Source organism: Streptomyces sp. NPDC088354 (assembly GCF_044753585.1).
GTDB lineage: Bacteria > Actinomycetota > Actinomycetes > Streptomycetales > Streptomycetaceae > Actinacidiphila.
Window position 1 is genome coordinate 222,939 of the sequence record NZ_JBIVNJ010000003.1, and the last position, 17,057, is coordinate 239,995.

The following is a 17,057-nucleotide window of genomic DNA, read 5'->3' on the forward strand; positions in this document are numbered from 1 at the left end:
CAGCGTATGCGCACGCCCCCGGTATCGTGCGCGGCCACCCCTGTGCCGCACACTTGTGCGTCATGGACCTCCAGATCACCGCGACCTCCCCGGAGCACCCGGCCACCCTCCTCGACCTGCCGTGGAACGTGCCGCTGGAGGAGTGGCCCGAGGAGTACCTGGTGGCCCTGCCCCGCGGCATCTCCCGGCACGTGGTGCGCTTCGCGCTCGCCGGGGACGAGGTGGTGGCGGTCAAGGAGGTCGGCGAGTGGGCCGCCGTGCGCGAGTACGGGCTGCTGCGCGACCTGGACCGGATCGGGATCCCCGCGGTGGACCCGCTGGCCGTGGTCACCGGCCGCACGGACGACCGCGGCGCTCCGCTGGAGCCCGTCCTGATCACCCGGCACCTGGGCGGCTCCCAGCCGTACCGCTCGATGTTCGAGACGACGATGCGGCCGGGCACCGTCAACCGCCTGCTCGACGCGCTCGCCGTCCTGCTGGTCCGGCTGCACCTGGCGGGCTTCGCCTGGGGTGACTGCTCGCTGTCCAACACCCTGTTCCGGCGCGACGCGGGCGCGTACGCGGCGTACCTGGTGGACGCCGAGACCGGCCAGATCCAGGCCAACCTCTCGCGCGGCCAGCGCGAGTACGACATCGAGGTGGCCCGGGTCAACATCGCGGGCGAGCTGATGGACCTGGAGGCGGGCGGTTCCCTGCACCCGTCCGTGGACCCGGTGACCTTCGGCCAGGCCATCGCCGACCGGTACGACGAACTGTGGCACGAGCTCACCCGCGAGTCGGTCTACCCGGTGACCAAGCGGCACTACATCGACCGGCGCATCCGCCGCCTCAACGAACTCGGCTTCGACGTGGCCGAGATGCAGATCCAGAAGTCGCCGGACGGCGACCACGTCACCTTCCTGCCCAAGGTCGTGGACGCCGGCCACCACCAGCGCCAGTTGCTCCGCCTGACCGGCCTGGACGCCGAGGAGAACCAGGCCCGCAGCCTCCTCAACGACCTGGAGACCTGGATGGCCACCCAGGACGACTACGCCCCCGGCGACCCGCTCGGCGCCCGTCCCGAGGTGCTGGCCCACCGCTGGGTCCGCGACGTCTTCCGCCCGACCGTCCGCGCCGTCCCGCGCGAGCTGCGCCGCGGCATGGACACCGCGCAGGTCTACCACGAGCTGCTGGAGCACCGCTGGTTCATGTCGGAGCGGGCCCAGGGCGACGTCGGACTGGACGCCGCGGTCGAGGACTACGTGCACAACGTGCTTCTGCAGTCGCCGCAGGCGCCGGCGGTGCCCCTGCCGCCGGACTAGGCCCGCTTTCCGAGGCGCCCGTCACCCGGCCGGGCGCCTCAGCTCCGCGACAAGTGCCGCCTGCGCGACGTCCGGGTCGGCGTGCGCCTTGAGGGCGTCAAGTTGGTCCCGCCACGGTCCCGTCCACCCGGTGGCCTCCCCGCCCGAGCGGACCAGGAGCACCGCGGCCAGTCCGGCCGGTGTGCCGGGACGCTCACCCAGGGCGCGGGCCACTTCGAGGACGGCTCGGAGGGTGGAGCCGTCGTCGGCGCCGAGCGTCATCGGACGCCGGTCGTCGAGGGACAGGGCGTACGGGTGCCGCTCGACCAGTCGCAGGCAGCGGTCCCACCGATCCGGGCCGGTGTCCCCCTCACGCAACGCCGCGATCGCGGCGTCGAAAGCCGCGCGGGCGGCGGCGCGGCCCAGTCCCGCCCGTTCCAGTGCGTCCGCGTACACGCCGTCCACCACCGCGGTGCGCGGGTGGTGGCGATTGGCCGCGAGACGGTCGAGGAGGCGCAATTCCGCCCGGCCGCCCGCCAGAGCGCCGAGCGCGTCGCGCAGCGCGGCGGCGGCCGTCCCCGAACGCGCCGCCGCCCCGGAGAGCGCGTACCCGGCGTTGTACCGCTCGTCAGGGAGCCGCGCCGGGTCGCACAGCGCGGCGGCGAGCGCTCCGGCGACGACCTCGTCCGCGCGGTGCTCGCGGACGACCGTGTTGAGTGCGCCGCAGGCGGCCTCCACGACGTCCGGGTCGCCTCCCTCTCTCACCAGGGCCGCCAGGAAGTGCGTGTGGGCCTCCGCCGCCGGGACGGCGTCCCGGCGGCCGCCGATGACGGCCTGCCGCACCGCCGCGTGCCCCATCCGGGACCGCAGCCGGGCGGCGATCCCGGGCCGCTCCAGGGCGGCACTGAGCGGAACGGCCAGCACGGCGAGCACGTCGTGGTGCTGGCCGGGCACGTCCCAGGCGGCCAGCAGGGCGCCGAACGCCTGCTCACCGGGGCGTTCGCCCAGGGCCCGTGCCGCCTCCTTCCGCGAGCCGACGGGTGCCCGCGGGTCGCGGGCGATCCCGCCGAGCCACTCGACCGCCTCGGCGTCGGGAATTCCGTCGAGGAGCCGGCGCAGCGCCGCCATCGCGGCCCTGCCGCGCACGCCGCCGGTGCCGGCGTACTCCAGCAGCGGGGCGAGCGCGGCGCGGTCGGCCATACGGCCGAGTGAGGCCAGGGCGGCGGCCGCCACGGGCTGGGGAACCTCCCCCTCGGCCAGCCGCCCGAGGACTGTGGCGTCGCGCAACTGGGAGGCCGCGCGGGTGCGTTGCCTGAGCGGCAGGTCGTCGTCGGCGGCCACGCGCTCCAAGTGCTGTGCGATCAGCGCCCGCTGTGGGGGCAGCCAGCGTCCTTCGGCGGTCCAGGGCGTCCTGGGCAGCCACGGCGGCACGGCGGCGGCCGCCGGCAGGCTCTCCAGCAGGTCGGTGCGGCGGCGTGTCACCGTCTCCTCCAGGCGCGGGACCGCGGAGAACCGCTTGCCGGATCGCAGGAGTTCCGCGGCACGTGCTTCCCGTGTCGCGGGGTCGGCGAGCCAGACGCCGGCGGCGCGGGCGGCGACGGCGGGATCGTCGCTCTCCAGAGCCGTACGGGCGAGGAAGTCGTCGCAGCCGGGCAACGCGGCGATATGGCGCTCCAGGAGGGCGGCGATGCCGAGGGCGTTCCGGGTGCCGCCGCTCTGGTGGCCCGCGGCCCAGATCGCCCGGGCGGCGGACCGGTCGACGTCCAGTGGCGTCCCGTGGCCCGGGAACCGGGTGTCCGCGACGATCTGGGCGAGCAGCAGTGCGACAGCCGCAGCGCGTTCGTGGTCGTGCCGCGTCGCGGCCGCCACTGCCGCCCGCCGCAGGAGCCGTTCGGCGGCCCGGAGCGTGTAGGGCGTCGAGTCGTGGGACTGGACGGTGGTCCGGGCCGCGTCCCGCAAGGCCGCGTACGGGACGGCCGCCAGCAGCCGGGCGGGGGCGTTGGCCGCCTGTTCCAGGGCCGCCTGGCGTACGACGTACATGTCGTGCCAGGCGCGTTCACACATGGTGAAGACGCGGGCGTACCCGGCGGGGTCGCCGTGCTGGGCCGCGGCGGCGAGGAGTCCCGGCCAGGCGGAACTCCTCTGGTGGAAGTCGAAGTCGTCGGCCAGACCCCGGTAGAGGGATTCGGCCTCGGCCGGCGGAAGGAGGACGCCGAGGCGCAGCCGGTTGTCACGCCCGCGCCCCGGACCCACCCGCAGGTCCCGGACGAACTCGGCGCGATCCTCGGGGTCCAGCGCGGCGACCGCGCTGACCGGCACCCTGTGCCGGTTTCCGTGGGGCACGCGTTCGCGCACCAGCCGCAGGCGCGCGTCCGATGGGACGAGCGCCAGCAGGGGGTCGGCGGTGACGGGCTCCGTCAGGTCCCGGTGCTCGTCATCCTGGATGCGGCACACCGCGGCGAGGGCGGCCAGGTCCTCCGGAGCCAGTCCGCGCAGTGCGCGGCGGACGCTCCTGGGCAACGGTCCGTCGGCGAGAGGCAGGTGCGTGAGGCCCGCTCGGCGGACGGCGGCGAGCAGGTCCCGGGGCCGGCGCAGGGCGGCGACCACGGCCTCGCCGGTCATGACGTGCGGCGCCTTCTCGGCGAGGATCAGCGCGGCTCCGGGGTCGCGTCGGGCCACGGACTCCGCGAGGTGCAGGTGGCGTTGGACGAACCGGTACCGCGCGAGGGTGGCGCCCTCGGCCTGCGCCGCTGCCCGGACCAGGTGTTCTGCGACCGCTCGGGGCGCGGTGCGGGCGAGCGACGACAGCACGCCGGCGGGCGCGTCGAGCCGGGGCAGCCACTCCCCCACCGTGGACGGCGGACAGGCCGGCAGCAGTTGCGCCGCCTCGGCGTCCCCGTACCGCTCGCGGACCTCCGGGAGCAGTCGTGCGGCGAGTTCACGGCGCCGGGACAGCCGCAGGACACGGTAGGCGTCCCGACGTACACCGCGGATGTCGCTCAGCGCGATCCGCGCCAACGCGGCGTCGGGAACGGGCAGCCGGATGGCCGCCGCCAGGGCGCGGCGTCGCAGCCGGGGGTCTTCGAGCGCGGCGGCCACGGCGTCGACGTCGCGCCGGACGACGGCCAGGAAGAGCGCGAAGTGCCGCTCGTCGGGGTCCCCGTCCGCGAGAGCGGCACGGGCGGCGCGATAGCCGTCCTCGTCGAGGGACCGGGCGTGTTCCGCGACGGCCCGTATCCGGGCCGGGAAAGGAAGGTGGTCGAAGTGCGTGTACAGAGCGGGGACTTCTCCTCGGGAGTTCTCCTGGGTCCCCGTCCCTGGCGGTCGTCGTCCACGGTCGCGGGGGCGCCGGTGCCGGGCGGCGCAGGGGCGATGGTTCCCGTCGTCCCCCGGCACCGCAAGCGAATTACACCCCCGGCGCGCCGGAACGGCCGCGTGTCGCGGTGATCGTGAGCCGCACGTAGTCCACGACCGGTTCCGGGAGGCGCTCCGCCACGGCCCGGACGAAGGCCTCGTGCTCGTCCTCGTGAAGGCGCTCCAGTTGCCCGCCCAGAACGACGACGGCCAGGTAGGACAGGAGTTGGTCCCCGGCCGCCAGGCGCGCGGGGTCGGGCGCGAGGGCGACGTCGATGTCGGTGAACCCGGCGTCGCGCAGCCGCTGTTCGGTCTCGGCCACGCCGGCGAAGTGCCAGACGGCGGGCCGCGTCCCGAGGACGTCGTCGACAGCCGCGGAGACGTGGGCGATGTTGCCCGGGCCACCGCATTCGGCGACGAAGGTGCCGCCGGGGCGCAGGACGCGGGCGATCTCACCGAAGAGCGCGGCGTGGTCGGGGATCCAGTGCAGGGTGGCGACGCTGACGACGGCGTCCACGGGCTCGCGCAGCGGCAACCCGTGCGTGATGTCCGCGTGGACGGCCTCGACCCGGTCCATGCGGCCGGCCAGGCGCTGCCGCAGCCGGTCGAGCATGCGCAGCGAACCGTCGACGGCCACGACGTACCCGTCCGGGAGGAGGTCCAGCAGCGCGGCGGTGTCGCGGCCTGTCCCGCAGCCCAGGTCGAGCACGCGGGCTTCACGGCGGGGGCCGGACGCGGCGAGCCGGCCGAGCGTCCGCTTTCCCCACTGCTCGTGCGGCAGCGGAAGTGCGTCGTAGGTGGTCGCGTCCCATTCCCTCGGCATGACCTCACACTAGACAGGATCGTCCACCAAGTGATACCCGTGTCTCGCATAGTGAGCGAAAGGGGAGCGGGCATGTCCGTGATCGAGGTCCGTTCCGTCGGCCGGGTGAGCGGCGGGCGCGCCGCCGTCGAGGACGACGACTGGGGCGGGGTGGAGGCGGTGATCCGGCTGGACGCCGGGCGATTCGGGCCCGAGGCGCTGTTCGGGCTCGACGCCTTCTCGCACCTGGAGGTCGTCTACCGCTTCGACCGTGTGCCGCCGGAGCGGGAGCAGACCGGGGCGCGCCACCCCCGCGGCAACACCGCGTGGCCCCGCACGGGCATCTTCGCCCAGCGCGGCAAGGACCGGCCCAACCGGCTGGGCGTCTCGCGCTGCGAGCTGCTGCGCGTCGAGGGACTGGACGTCCACGTGCGGGGGCTCGACGCCGTGGACGGCACGCCGGTGCTCGACATCAAGCCGTGGATGACCGGGTTCGCACCGCGGGGCGAGGTCGTGGAACCGGCATGGGCCGGGGAGTTGATGCGCCGTTACTACTGACTGCGGGGGCGGGGGGCGCCCGTGCGCCCCGCGGCCTCCCGGCGGGCATCCGGGTGAGGCGGCGGCGGTACGCGGCGTGTCCTCTCCGGCCCGTTCGCGCATATGGGCTGATGTTCCTTTATGCAGTCAAGGCATGCGGCCACGGGCTCGCACCACGGAACCCGCGGGTCGCGCCAGGGGTCGGACGGGCCGCAGCGCCACATCAAGGGCGCGCACCGGGCCGTGCGCCGGTCCCGCCGCACGACGACCGTCCTGGTCGCCGGTACCGGAGCGATGGGTTTCGTCGCCCTGACGGCGTGGGGCGTGCACCGTGCCGTCGTCCACTCCCCCTCGCCGCCCGTCCTGTACGCCCGCCCGGCCCCGACCCCGCAGGTACAGCCGTTCCCCAATCTCACCGACCGCGTCACGATGCACCGGGTCCCGGCCTACCCCGCCGCGGAACCGCGCATCGTCACCCGGGCCTCCTGGGGGGCGGACGAGTCGCTGCGCCACGAGGCGCCCCACTACGGCCACGCGGTGGAAGCGGTCTTCCTGCACCACACGGACAGCGGCAACGGCTACGCCTGCAAGGACGTGCCCCGCATCATCCGGAACATCTACACCGGCCATGTGCGCGGCAAGCACTGGGACGACGTGGCCTACAACTTCTTCGTCGACAAGTGCGGCACGATCTACGAGGGCCGGGCCGGCGGCCTGGGCAAGCCGGTGACCGGCGCGCACGCGGTCGGCTTCAACCAGGACACCATCGGTGTCGCGGCGGTCGGCACCTTCGACGCCCCCGGCAGCGTGACGCACGCGCTGACCGACGGCATCGCCCGGCTCGCGGCCTGGAAGCTCGGGATCTCCGGCATCGACCCCCGTTCCAAGGTCACCTTGGTGTCCAGCAACGACAAGAGCCGCTTCCACAAGGGGAAGCGCGCGGTCTTCCACGTCATCGCCGGTCACCGGGACGCCTTCATGACCGACTGCCCCGGCAACGCCCTGTACGCCGCCCTTCCGGCGATCCGGGCCGAGGCGGCCCGGCTGCAGGGCCGGCCGCTGGCGCGCAAGGGCTGACCCGGTACTACGACTGGAGCCGCGCGGAGGTGAGCGCCAGCAGCGCGACGTCGTCGCCGACCACACCCGCGTAGCCGGTCAGATCCTCCCAGACCGCGTCGACCACGTCGCGCGGCGAGGGGTGGGCTCCCAGGGCCAGGCGCGCGGCGAGCCGGCCGGCGAGCGGGTAGAAGACCCCGGACGCGTTCCTGGCCTCCGTCACACCGTCGGTGTAGGCCAGGATCATGTCACCCGGCCGCAGTTCCACCTCCACCGTCACGGGCCGCGGCAGGCCCGGCAGTCCGGTGCCCAGGGGCGGCGCGGGATCGGCCCTCAGCTCCTCCACCGCGCCGTCGCGCAGCAGCAGGGCGGGCGGGTGCCCGTGGCAGGCGAGCCGCACCGCCGCTCCGCCGGCGGGGAACTCCAGCAGCAACGCGGTCGCGAACAGCTCGCCGTTCGCGTCGGCGTCCAGCAGCAGACGCCGCTCCAGGCGCCCGGCGACGCTCCTCAGGTCCGGCTGGTCGAGCGCCGCCTCGCGGAAGGCGCCGAGAAGGGAGGCGACCGTCGACACCGCGGCGAGTCCGTGGCCCTGCACATCGGCGATCAGCGCCCGCACACCGTGGGGTCCGTCCCGCACGTCGAACAGGTCGCCGCCCACCAGGGTGCCGCGCTGCGCCGCCCGGTACAGCGCCGCGCAGCGCACCGCACCGACCTGGGGCGGCACGGGTGCCAGTACGGCGTTCTGGGCGGCCTCGGCGACCGAGCCCACCTCCACCAACCGCCCCCGGAAGCGGCGGCCCACCCCCGCGATCACCACGCTGAGGACACCGATCAGCACGATGGCGCCCTGTTCGGCGCCGAAGAGCGTGCCCGAGCCGACGACCGGGAGCGCCATCACCACGACCACAGCGACCGCGGTGACGGCCGTGCCCAGCACCCCGTAGGTGAGGGCGGCCAGCGGGGAGACCGCCGCGTAGTACGCGTCCAGTTCCACGTGGCCCGGAGTGACGCCCTGCGCCACGATCAGCGCGGCCAGCAGGACGACCGGCAGCAGCCGCAACCACTGGGGCGGCGTGGTGATCTGCAGCGTGGCGATCTGCGGCGTGCCGTCCTCCGCGGGAACCTTCCCCATACAGGCACGGTAACCGCGGACGGCCGCGCCCGCCGGGTCAGTGGGCGGCCGCCGCCTCGGCCGCGACGAGGTCCGGGTGGTGACGCCGCGCGACCTCCGGGTGGGCGCGCAGCCACCCCTTGAGCTCGTTGCGTCCGTACTCGGCGAACAGCGGATTGGCCGGGTCCTGGGTGGCGCCCGGGGCGTGGTGGGCGTGCGCGAAGGGCAGCGGGGCGATCCGCGCGTCGAGCCGCGGGTTGTAGAAGAAGGGGACGGAGAAGCGCTCGCGCGCTCCGGGCGGGCTGACGACGCGGTGGTTGGTGGCCTTGAGCCAGCCGTCGGTGGCGACTTCCAGGAGCTCGCCGAGGTTGACGACGAAGGCGCCGGGCAACGGCGGGACGTCGTGGAAGCGGCCGTCGGCACGCTCCACCTGGAGGCCGCCGACCTCGTCCTGCAGCAGCAGGGTCAGAAAACCGTAGTCCTTGTGCGCGCCGACGCCCTGGCCGTCGCCGGTGGGAGCGGTGCCGGGGTAGCGGACCAGCTTCAGGTGCAGGTGCGGTTCGTCGGCGAAGGCGTCGTCGTAGAAGTCCTCGGGGGCACCGATGGAGGCCAGCAGTTCGCGCAGCAGGCGGTGCGCGACGCCGCTGAGCCGGTCGATCCAGCGCAGGGAGCGCTCGCGCAGTTCGGGAAGACCGGCGGGCCACTGGTTGGGGCCTTCGAGCCACCAGTACGGCGGTTCGCCAGGTGCGGGGACGTGCCGGGGCCGCTCGGCGCCGACGTCGAGCTGGTCGCGCCAGTCCCGGCTGCCGCCGGTGCGCTCGTCGCCGATACGGGTGTAGCCGCGGAAGTGCGGGGAGTTGAGGTTGCCGAGGGCGAGCCGGTCCGCCTCGGGGAGGGCGAAGAACGCGCGGATCACGCGCATCAGGGCGGCTGTCTCCTCGGCGGTGACGCCGTGGCCGGTCAGCTGGAAGAAGCCGACGTCGTGGGCGGCGGCGTGCAGGTCGCGGTGGAGCCGGGCGCGGGCCTCGGGGCCGCGGTCGGCGGCCGACAGGTCGATCACGGGGAGCTGGAGCGTCATGTGTCTTTCCGCAGGGTGTGGCCCGGCAGCGACGGCGGTGGCCGAACGCTCCGCGCGGGGCCCTTTCGGGGCGGTGGCGCGGGGCCGGGTGGAAGGGAGGGAGACGGGTGGCGGGGCTCAGCCGCTGCGGCGACAGGACATGCTCGTGACGCGGACGAAGTCCACGTGTCGGCGGCGCACGAGCAGAAGCATGGGCCAAGAGTACTGCTCCGCGTGACGACGCTCCGTGACCCGTGTCACCCGCACCCATGACCGGGGTCCCGCGCACGTGGGGCGACGCCATGGTCCGGGCGCGCGGCGGCGGACACGATGTGGCGGCAACCGACCCCGACGTGCCCTGGAGGCACCATGCGCCCCTGGAGAGGCCTCACCAGAGGTGTCCCGAAGAGCGTTCCCCTGCTGGCCGCCGCGACCCTCCTGCTGGGCACCGCGGCGGTGCCCGCGGAAGCGCGGACCGCGACCGCCGGCCACTGCGCACGGCTGGACCGGGTGGTGGTTCCCGGCGCCGCCCTCGCGCAGCGCGCGTGCCTTCCGGACCTGACGACCACCGGCCTGGCCGGCACCCCGTACACCGACACCGCCGACCAGGCGGGGCTGTCCGCCGCGGGCACCGTGCGCCCCTCGGGCGTACCGGGCGTCCAGGTCGACGGCTACTTCCCGGACAGCTCGCACTTCAACACCACGCACGGCTGGAACCACGACGCGCAGTTCGTGCTCCGGATGCCCGACCGCTGGAACGGCGGCCTGATCGTCACGGGCGCGCCGGGCACCCGCAAGCAGTACTCGCTCGACGTGCTCATCTCCGACTGGGCGGTCGCGCAGGGCTACGCATTCGCCGCGACCGACAAGGGCAACAGCGGCCCGGACTTCTACACCGACGGCCGTCGTCCGGGCGACGCGATCGCCGAGTGGAACCGGCGCACGACCCAGCTCACCGTGGCGGCCAAGGCCGCCGTCGCCGGCCGGTACGGCCACGCGCCGCGGCGCACGTACATGACCGGCATCTCCAACGGCGGCTACCTCACCCGCTGGCAGCTGGAGAACCATCCGGCGCTGTACGACGGCGGCGTGGACTGGGAGGGCACGCTCTGGACCGCGGACGGGCCCAACCTGCTGACGTCGCTGCCGGTGACGGTGGCCCGCGCGCAGGGCCGGGCGGGCGACGCGGACCTGCTCGCGGCGGGCTTCGCGCCGGGCTCGGAATTCCTGTGGCCGTACCACCAGCAGGCGTACTGGGGCATTACGCAGAAGACGTACCGGGCCGAGTTCGACCCCTCCTACGACCCCGCATGCCCGGGGGCGAGCGCCGGAGCGACCGTCCCCGAGATCCTGGCGCCCTGCGCCTCGGACGCGGACTACGACTACGCCGCGCGGCCGGCGGCCGTGCACCGCGCCGTCGCCCGGGTCGCGCTCACGGGCCGGATCGGCAAACCGATGATCACCCTCCACGGCACCCTGGACACGCTCCTGCCGATCGCCGCGGACTCCGACGTGTACGACCGCATGATCGACGGCGCCGGACGCGGCCGTCTGCACCGCTACTACCGGGTGGCGGACGGCAACCACGTGGACGGCCTGTACGACAGCCATCCGGACCGGCTGCGGCCGGTCCTGCCCTGCTACCGCGAGGCCCTGGGCGCGCTGACGGCCTGGGTGGAACACGGGCGCACCCCGCCCGGTGACCGGACGGTCCCGCGTCCGGCGGGCGGCGACGTGGTCAACTCCTGCGCGCTGGGCTGATCAGACCCGCTCCAGCCGGCGGTGCGGCCCCTCGGGCAGCTCGACGCCGACCCGGTCACCGGGCCGCACCTCGCCGCCGGTCAGCACGACGCCCATGATGCCGCCCTTGCGGACGACCCTGCCCCGCTCGTCACGGCCGACGACCTGGCTCAGCAGCCCGCTGCGGAACCCGTCGATCTGCAGGCACGGGTTGCGCAGTCCGGTGACCTCGACGACCGCCTCGCCGCCCAGCCGCAGGCGGGTGCCGACGGGCAGGCCGAGCAGGTCGACGCCGCGGGTCGTGACGTTCTCGCCGAGCTCGCCGGGGGCGACCTCGTACCCCGCCGCGCGCAGTTCGTCGTGCAGTTCGCCGTGGATCAGGTGGACCTGACGCAGGTTCGGCTGCGTCGGGTCCCGGGCCACCCTGGAGCGGTGCTGCACCGTCACCCCGAGGTGCGCGTCGCCCTCGACCCCGAGCCCGGCCAGCAGGCGGATGCTCTCGCGCGTCGGCTTGCTGAAGTGGTGTCCCTCGTCGCGGCTGACGGCGACGACAGTGCCGGTGGCGGTGACGGTCACGGGACGCGCTCCCTTCGTCCGGGCTACTGGATCAGCCTAGCCTCCTTATTTATTGAGACTTCAAGGAAATGCACCTACGCTGGCTTCATGCCTGTTCGCCGTCTCAACCACGCCGTGCTCTACATCCGTGACGTCGCCCGGTCCGTCGAGTTCTACACCGACGTGTTCGGCTTCGAGGTCGACGTGGAGATCCCCGGCCGCGCCGCCTTCCTGAGCGCTCGGGACACCCTCAACGACCACGACCTGGGGCTGTTCGCGATCGGCCCGGACGCGCCGGGCCCCGAGCAGGGCCGGGTCGGGCTCTACCACCTCGCCTGGGAGGTGGGCACCCTCGGCGAACTCGCCGACACCGCCCGCGCGCTGACCGGACGCGGCGCGCTCGTCGGCGCCAGCGACCACGTGGTGTCCAAGTCCCTGTACGCCAAGGACCCGGACGGCAACGAGTTCGAGATCATGTGGCGCGTCCCCCGCGAGGACTGGCCCGCCGCCCAGGAAGCCGCCGGCCCCCTCCCCCTCGACCTCCAGGCCGCCCTCGACCGCTGGGGCCCCGACCTCGCGACGGGAGCCGCGGCGGGCTCCGTGACCTGACGCGCGGGAGTCAGTCGAGGACGACGGTCACCCCGCGCTTCCTCAGGAGGTGCACGATGTCCTCGAAGTAGCCGAGTTCTCCGGCCGGGCCGGACACGACGTCCGCCAGCGCCTCGCGGGCGACGGCGGCGTCGTGCCAGATCAACGTGAAGGGCGGCGTCACGCCGAACCCGCCGGTCAGGCAGTCGTCGAGGGCATCGCCTCCCCAGCCGTAGTAGCCGCCCGGCCCGACGATCGCCTCGGCCATCGCGCAGTGCAGCCCCGGAACGTCGGTCACATGCCGCCCGTCCAGGTGATGGACTCCGCCCGACCGGTCCGGTTCCCCGCCGACGTAACCGCCGAGGGCCAGCCGCAGCCACGCGTTCCTGCCCTCATTGCCGTAGCGGGCCCATTGGTTGGGGATCGCCGGCACTCCTCGGTACCAGGTCTCCCAGACCGGACGCGCGAGCAGTGGAGGGCGGTCCTGGCCGCCGTCGGCCAGCGTGATGTCGACGAGGGTGCCGCCGAGAACCGACGGCCGTGACCGGGCGATGTCCAGCACCAGGGGATGGTGGTACATCCTGCGGCCGACGCGGTCCAGGGCCCACAGTTCCCCCCACGTCCCCTGCGATCGACACGGTCGACGCAGGGCGGCGAGCAGGGGCTCGGCGGGCTCGCAACCGAGGAGTTCCATCGGCACGCTCGGCGGACCGTCACGGTCGTCGAACAGGCCGTCCGCGCTGAGGCAGGTCCCCACGGGACCGTTGGCGTGCAACTCGAAACGCGGGGCCTTGGGTACCTCGCGGCTCTCCGCGGGGTCCTGTTCGACCGAGGCCCCGACCACGACATCCACCAGCGCAGGGTCGGTCCGCCCGGGCAGACGCGCGATGATCACGGCGTCGGTCAGGGTCAGCCACTGCACCGGCCGCTGCTCGTCCCAGACCTCGACCAGCAGATCGCGGAACAGCCGGCCGGCGCCACCGCCGCCGTCCAGATCGTCGAGCGCTTCACGCAGCGCACCCTCGGGGCGGCACCCCCGCAACGTCAGGATCTCCCGCGGCGGCGGCACCCGGTCGGCGAAGAACCCGTCGACTCCGGCGCACCGCCCCCACAGGCGCTCGACGCCGTCCTCGTCCTCGCGGACCAGTAGATGGGTGACCGGGAAGTCCCTGCGCCACCCGATGTGGTCTCCGGCTCGCATTCCGTCCCTTCACCGGGCGCGTGTCCGGTAGGACGCCTGCCTAACGGCCAATCTGCTTGCGGCCGGCACGGCGCAGGCGGCGGCGTTGGGAGGGGTCGAGGGTGAGGTAGGCGGCCGTGGGGACGCCGAGGACGATCAGCAGGGCGATCCAGTTGGGGAGGAACGCCGCAAGGACCCAGAACGCCACCAGGCCGACCGCCAGGCCGCCGACGACGTACTTCGCGCGATTGGACATCTTCCCCGCCTCCGTCCGCGGCAGCGCGCCGCGCTCACATGGGTGAACGCGGCGCGCGCCGTGGCGGTTCCCGGCCGGAGCGGGGTCAGTCCTCGCCCGCCCCGGGGTCTTCCTGGGCCTTCGGCGCTCCCGCGTCGGCCGTCCGCGGGCCGTCCGGCGCGTCCCCGGCGGCGGGGGCCGGGGCAGAGTCGGGGGCCTCGGGCCTGCGTTCCTGGTCGCGGGTGGCCTCGGCGCGCACGAGCGCGCCCAGGGCGGCGTAGATGTCCACGGGCATGGTGCTTCTCCTGCGGTGTTCGTCCTGGTGCGGGGCATGGCGGCAGGCCGCGCGGCGCAGTGCGGAACGGTGCGGTGCGGTGCGGTGCGGCGGCCGGGCGCTGTCAGCAGCGCAGGACGGCGTGCAAGTGGCCGGGGGGTCCGGCCGGAGAGGTGTGCCGGGCCGGACCCGACAGGGCGGAGGCCACGGGGTCCGGGGCGGCCGCGCCCCTGGCGGCGGCCGAGGCGTGGTTCTGGGGAGCGGCACCGCGGTGCTGGGGACCCGCGTGCGGGGCGGCGCGGCGCGCGACATGCGCCGGGTGGTGGTGCGTCTCCGTGCCCGCCCCGTCGGTGACGGCGGCCACGGCCGCCGTCCGCTCGGGCGGCACCACGGGCACCGGTCCCCACAGGCCGCACAGCGCGTGCAGCAGGCACGCCAGCGCCACGAAGAGCACCGGACGGCCCGCGGGCCGGAACCGGCCAGGAGGTCGCCCTGCGATGTGCGGCATGCGCTGCTCCTCCGGATGCGTACTCCTCCCTCCTTACCGGGCCGGGCGCGCAACCCCGCAGCTCACTAGGCTGATCGACGCACGCGTTCACCCTGCCGACCCAACGCCCGCGGAAGGAACCGCGCATGCAGCCTCTGGAGGGCATCACGGTCGTCGCCCTGGAGCAGGCCGTCGCCGCGCCGTACGCGACCCGGCAATTGGCCGACCTCGGGGCCCGTGTCATCAAGGTGGAGCGGCCCGGCGGGGACTTCGCGCGCGACTACGACCGCACGGTCCGCGGGATGTCCGCGTACTTCGTGTGGTGCAACCGGGGCAAGGAGAGCGTGGTGCTCGATCTCAAGCAGCCGGAGGACCGCGCGCTGCTGGACCGGATCGTCGCCCGCGCCGACGTCTTCGTGCAGAACCTCGCGCCGGGCGCGGCCGGGCGGCTCGGGCTCGCCGCGGAGGCGCTGCGCGCCCGCGACCCCCGGCTGATCACCTGCGACATCTCCGGCTACGGGCCGGACGGCCCTTACCGCGACAAGAAGGCGTACGACCTGCTCGTCCAGTGCGAGGCAGGGCTGCTGTCGATCACCGGCGGCCCGGAGGCCCCCGCGCGGCCAGGCATCTCCGTCGCCGACATCGCGGGCGGCATGTACGCGTACGCCGGGATCCTGACCGCCCTGTACGAACGGGAGCGGACGGGCGAGGGCACGGCCCTGGAGGTCTCCTTGTTCGACGCGCTCGCCGAATGGATGGGCCACCCCTTGTACTCGCAGGCCTACGGCGGCGAGCCGGTCGCGCGCAGCGGCGCCCGGCATCCGTCGATCTCGCCGTACGGGCCCTACCGCTGCGGCGACGGCGCGGTGGTCTTCCTCAGCGTGCAGAGCGACCGGGAGTGGGTGGCACTGTGCGAACAGGTCCTGCGCCGCCCGGAGCTGACCCGCGACCCGCGCTTCGCCGACAACCCGCTGCGCCGCGCGCACGACGGCGAACTCACCGCGGAGCTGGAGGCGTGCCTGGCCGGGCACACCGCCGACGGCGCGATGGCCCTGCTGGACCGGGCCGGGATCGCCAACGCCCGGCTGCGCACCGTCCCGGAGTTCGCCGACCATCCGCAGCTCGCGGCGCGCTCGCGCTGGCGGCGGTTCGGCTCTCCCGCCGGACCGCTGCACGGACTGCTGCCACCGGTCGGGGTCGCGGGCCGGGAGAGCCCGATGCGGGAAGTGCCGGCCCTCGGCGCTCACACGGAGGCCGTACGGGGGGAGTTCTCCGGTTGACGGTTCCCGCCGCCATCCGGGTGCCGCGCCCGCCCCTGCCGCGGGGATCGCGCGGCACACCCGGTAACCTCGGGCTCGGCACGCTGCCGACCACGCTCGCAGTGGTGCACCGCCCCCTTGGTCCTGACCCGGACGGGGCGGGTCGCCGGGTCGCCGCCGGGGTCCGCCACAGCGGGACCGGGGCACTCGGCAACTCCGGGTCTCACGCCCCCCGGTAGCGGGTGAAGACCGGGAACGCCGCCGCGAGTCCCAGCATCGCCACCACGACCAGCACCCCGCCCGCGGTGACCGCCGTCCGTGACCCGAGTGCCGAACCGGCCGTGCCGTGCAGCAGGTCCGCGACGCGCGGCCCGCCCGCCACGACGACGGTGAAGACGCCCTGCATGCGGCCGCGCATGTCGTCGGTGGCCACCGACTGCAGGATCGCGCTGCGGAACACCATCGAGACCATGTCGGCGAAGCCGGCGAGCGCCAGGAACGCGGTCGCCCACCACAGGCTGCCGCTGAGTCCGAGGCCCGCGATGGCCACGCCCCAGCCCGCCACGGCGATGACGACCATGAGGCCGTGCCGCTTGGCCCGGGAGAAGGTGCCGGAGAACAGACCGCCCACGACCGCGCCGATGGGGATCGCCGCGAAGAGCAGGCCGAGGGAGAGCCCTTCGCCCCAGGGGGCGTAGGTGGTCGCGGCGAGCTGCGGGAACAGGGCGCGCGGCATGCCGAAGACCATCGCGAGGATGTCGGCCACGAACGACAGGAGCAGGATGCGCTGCGCGGTGATGTAGCGGAAGCCGGCCCCGACCTCGCGCCAGCCGCCGCGCCGGGACACCGCGGCACCGCTCTTGTCCAGCGGGGGCAGGGCGGGCAGCCGGAAGACCGCCCAGACGGTCGCGGTCAGCGCGATGGCGTCCAGGAGGTAGAGGGTCGGCAGGCCGAGGACGGGGATGAGGGCGCCGGCGAGCAGCGGGCCCACCACGAGTCCGGTCTGCATGACGGTCGAGCCGAGGGCCACGGCCGCGGGCAGTTCCTGCGGGGGTACGAGCCGCGCGACGGCGGCGCTGCGCGCGGGCGCGTTCATGCCGGCGCAGGCCTGCTGGGCGGCGAGCAGGACCATGAGCAGCCACACCGAGCCGGCGCCGAGAAAGGCCTGCACCCAGAACAGCAGTGAGGTGACGGCGACGCCGATGTTGGTGACGAGCATCAGCTTGCGGCGGTCCACGCTGTCGGCGACGGCGCCGCCCCACAGGGCGAAGACGACCAGCGGGACGAGGCCGGCGATGCTGGAGTAGCCGACCCACGCGGACGAGCCGGTGATGTCGTAGATCTGCTTGGGAACGGCGACCGCCGTGAGCTGACTGCCCACGGCGGTCACGGTGGTCGAGGTCCACAGGCGGCGGTAGGCGGGGTGCCGCAGGGGCCGGGTGTCCATGAGCCAGCGCCGCATGCCGTTGCGGCGCTCGGGTTCACAGGGTTCGTCGTCGGCGGCGCGGGCCGCGTCCTCTATCGGGGTGGCGGCGGTGTTCT

General features: G+C 74.4%; 16 protein-coding genes. 6 read left to right on the forward strand and 10 right to left on the reverse strand.

Translation table 11 applies throughout. The annotated features are described in order from the left end of the window. Positions 1–62 precede the first annotated feature (62 nt). Positions 63–1,301, forward strand: a complete 1,239-nt coding sequence (locus ACIP98_RS07245; protein WP_319658138.1) for a DUF4032 domain-containing protein — start codon at positions 63–65, stop codon at positions 1,299–1,301. Between the two features lie 21 nt (positions 1,302–1,322). Here the strand turns inward: ACIP98_RS07245 and ACIP98_RS07250 are convergent, their stop codons facing one another. Next, on the reverse strand, positions 1,323–4,676 hold the full coding sequence (locus ACIP98_RS07250) for a hypothetical protein (RefSeq protein ID WP_401974190.1): 3,354 nt from the start codon (positions 4,674–4,676) through the stop codon (positions 1,323–1,325). 10 nt (positions 4,677–4,686) lie between these two features. After that, a complete protein-coding gene (locus ACIP98_RS07255) occupies positions 4,687–5,457 on the reverse strand; it encodes a methyltransferase domain-containing protein (protein WP_319658136.1) in 771 nt (256 codons plus the stop codon). Positions 5,458–5,529: 72 nt separating this feature from the next. Here ACIP98_RS07255 and ACIP98_RS07260 point away from each other — a divergent pair, with 72 nt between their 5' ends. Together ACIP98_RS07260 and ACIP98_RS07265 are read left to right on the forward strand one after the other, a co-directional pair. Further along, positions 5,530–5,994 carry an SAM-dependent methyltransferase gene (locus ACIP98_RS07260; protein ID WP_319658135.1) on the forward strand — a complete coding sequence of 155 codons (465 nt, stop codon included), beginning with the start codon at positions 5,530–5,532 and terminating at the stop codon, positions 5,992–5,994. Positions 5,995–6,114: 120 nt separating this feature from the next. Then, a complete protein-coding gene (locus ACIP98_RS07265) occupies positions 6,115–7,050 on the forward strand; it encodes a peptidoglycan recognition protein (protein WP_401974192.1) in 936 nt (311 codons plus the stop codon). 7 nt (positions 7,051–7,057) lie between these two features. Here ACIP98_RS07265 and ACIP98_RS07270 read toward each other — a convergent pair whose 3' ends face one another. Beyond that, positions 7,058–8,161, reverse strand: a complete 1,104-nt coding sequence (locus ACIP98_RS07270; protein WP_319658133.1) for a PP2C family protein-serine/threonine phosphatase — start codon at positions 8,159–8,161, stop codon at positions 7,058–7,060. A 37-nt stretch (positions 8,162–8,198) separates the two neighbouring features. Continuing rightward, positions 8,199–9,218 carry a 2-oxoglutarate and iron-dependent oxygenase domain-containing protein gene (locus ACIP98_RS07275; protein ID WP_319658132.1) on the reverse strand — a complete coding sequence of 340 codons (1,020 nt, stop codon included), beginning with the start codon at positions 9,216–9,218 and terminating at the stop codon, positions 8,199–8,201. A gap of 348 nt (positions 9,219–9,566) precedes the next feature. Between ACIP98_RS07275 and ACIP98_RS07280 the strand changes: the two genes are divergently transcribed. Further along, a complete protein-coding gene (locus ACIP98_RS07280; RefSeq protein ID WP_319658130.1) occupies positions 9,567–10,958 on the forward strand; it encodes a tannase/feruloyl esterase family alpha/beta hydrolase in 1,392 nt (463 codons plus the stop codon). On the opposite strand, the gene ACIP98_RS07285 is transcribed toward ACIP98_RS07280, so the two are convergent. Next, the gene (locus ACIP98_RS07285) at positions 10,959–11,513 is read right to left on the reverse strand and encodes an MOSC domain-containing protein (protein ID WP_401974194.1); all 555 of its coding nucleotides are present in this window, start codon (positions 11,511–11,513) and stop codon (positions 10,959–10,961) included. A gap of 87 nt (positions 11,514–11,600) precedes the next feature. Here ACIP98_RS07285 and ACIP98_RS07290 point away from each other — a divergent pair, with 87 nt between their 5' ends. Next, a complete protein-coding gene (locus ACIP98_RS07290) occupies positions 11,601–12,101 on the forward strand; it encodes a VOC family protein (RefSeq protein WP_319658128.1) in 501 nt (166 codons plus the stop codon). A 10-nt stretch (positions 12,102–12,111) separates the two neighbouring features. Here ACIP98_RS07290 and ACIP98_RS07295 read toward each other — a convergent pair whose 3' ends face one another. The 4 genes from ACIP98_RS07295 to ACIP98_RS07310 form a co-directional block, all read right to left on the reverse strand. Next, on the reverse strand, positions 12,112–13,281 hold the full coding sequence (locus ACIP98_RS07295; protein WP_401974196.1) for a barstar family protein: 1,170 nt from the start codon (positions 13,279–13,281) through the stop codon (positions 12,112–12,114). A 40-nt stretch (positions 13,282–13,321) separates the two neighbouring features. Continuing rightward, positions 13,322–13,516 (reverse strand): hypothetical protein, encoded by a 195-nt coding sequence (locus tag ACIP98_RS07300; RefSeq protein WP_319658126.1) that lies wholly within the window; start codon positions 13,514–13,516, stop codon positions 13,322–13,324. Positions 13,517–13,601: 85 nt separating this feature from the next. After that, positions 13,602–13,790, reverse strand: a complete 189-nt coding sequence (locus ACIP98_RS07305; protein ID WP_401974198.1) for a hypothetical protein — start codon at positions 13,788–13,790, stop codon at positions 13,602–13,604. Between the two features lie 103 nt (positions 13,791–13,893). Then, entirely contained in the window at positions 13,894–14,277 is a 384-nt protein-coding gene (locus tag ACIP98_RS07310; RefSeq protein WP_319658124.1) for a hypothetical protein, read from the reverse strand. A gap of 125 nt (positions 14,278–14,402) precedes the next feature. On the opposite strand from ACIP98_RS07310, the gene ACIP98_RS07315 reads away from it, so the two are divergent. Next, the gene (locus ACIP98_RS07315; protein WP_401974199.1) at positions 14,403–15,536 is read left to right on the forward strand and encodes a CaiB/BaiF CoA transferase family protein; all 1,134 of its coding nucleotides are present in this window, start codon (positions 14,403–14,405) and stop codon (positions 15,534–15,536) included. 202 nt (positions 15,537–15,738) lie between these two features. Here the strand turns inward: ACIP98_RS07315 and ACIP98_RS07320 are convergent, their stop codons facing one another. Next, the gene (locus ACIP98_RS07320; RefSeq protein ID WP_401974418.1) at positions 15,739–17,037 is read right to left on the reverse strand and encodes an MFS transporter; all 1,299 of its coding nucleotides are present in this window, start codon (positions 17,035–17,037) and stop codon (positions 15,739–15,741) included. Between the last annotated feature and the right edge of the window lie 20 nt (positions 17,038–17,057).

What these genes read in the sequence shown, in the direction of transcription:
- ACIP98_RS07245 (WP_319658138.1), top strand. Translation starts at nt 63, where the DNA reads ATGGACCTCCAGATCACCGCGACCTCCCCGGAGCACCCGGCCACCCTC.
- ACIP98_RS07255 (WP_319658136.1), bottom strand. Translation starts at nt 5,457, where the DNA reads ATGCCGAGGGAATGGGACGCGACCACCTACGACGCACTTCCGCTGCCG.
- ACIP98_RS07260 (WP_319658135.1), top strand. Translation starts at nt 5,530, where the DNA reads ATGTCCGTGATCGAGGTCCGTTCCGTCGGCCGGGTGAGCGGCGGGCGC.
- ACIP98_RS07265 (WP_401974192.1), top strand. Translation starts at nt 6,115, where the DNA reads ATGCAGTCAAGGCATGCGGCCACGGGCTCGCACCACGGAACCCGCGGG.
- ACIP98_RS07270 (WP_319658133.1), bottom strand. Translation starts at nt 8,161, where the DNA reads ATGGGGAAGGTTCCCGCGGAGGACGGCACGCCGCAGATCGCCACGCTG.
- ACIP98_RS07275 (WP_319658132.1), bottom strand. Translation starts at nt 9,218, where the DNA reads ATGACGCTCCAGCTCCCCGTGATCGACCTGTCGGCCGCCGACCGCGGC.
- ACIP98_RS07280 (WP_319658130.1), top strand. Translation starts at nt 9,567, where the DNA reads ATGCGCCCCTGGAGAGGCCTCACCAGAGGTGTCCCGAAGAGCGTTCCC.
- ACIP98_RS07290 (WP_319658128.1), top strand. Translation starts at nt 11,601, where the DNA reads ATGCCTGTTCGCCGTCTCAACCACGCCGTGCTCTACATCCGTGACGTC.
- ACIP98_RS07295 (WP_401974196.1), bottom strand. Translation starts at nt 13,281, where the DNA reads ATGCGAGCCGGAGACCACATCGGGTGGCGCAGGGACTTCCCGGTCACC.
- ACIP98_RS07300 (WP_319658126.1), bottom strand. Translation starts at nt 13,516, where the DNA reads ATGTCCAATCGCGCGAAGTACGTCGTCGGCGGCCTGGCGGTCGGCCTG.
- ACIP98_RS07305 (WP_401974198.1), bottom strand. Translation starts at nt 13,790, where the DNA reads ATGCCCGTGGACATCTACGCCGCCCTGGGCGCGCTCGTGCGCGCCGAG.
- ACIP98_RS07310 (WP_319658124.1), bottom strand. Translation starts at nt 14,277, where the DNA reads ATGCCGCACATCGCAGGGCGACCTCCTGGCCGGTTCCGGCCCGCGGGC.
- ACIP98_RS07315 (WP_401974199.1), top strand. Translation starts at nt 14,403, where the DNA reads ATGCAGCCTCTGGAGGGCATCACGGTCGTCGCCCTGGAGCAGGCCGTC.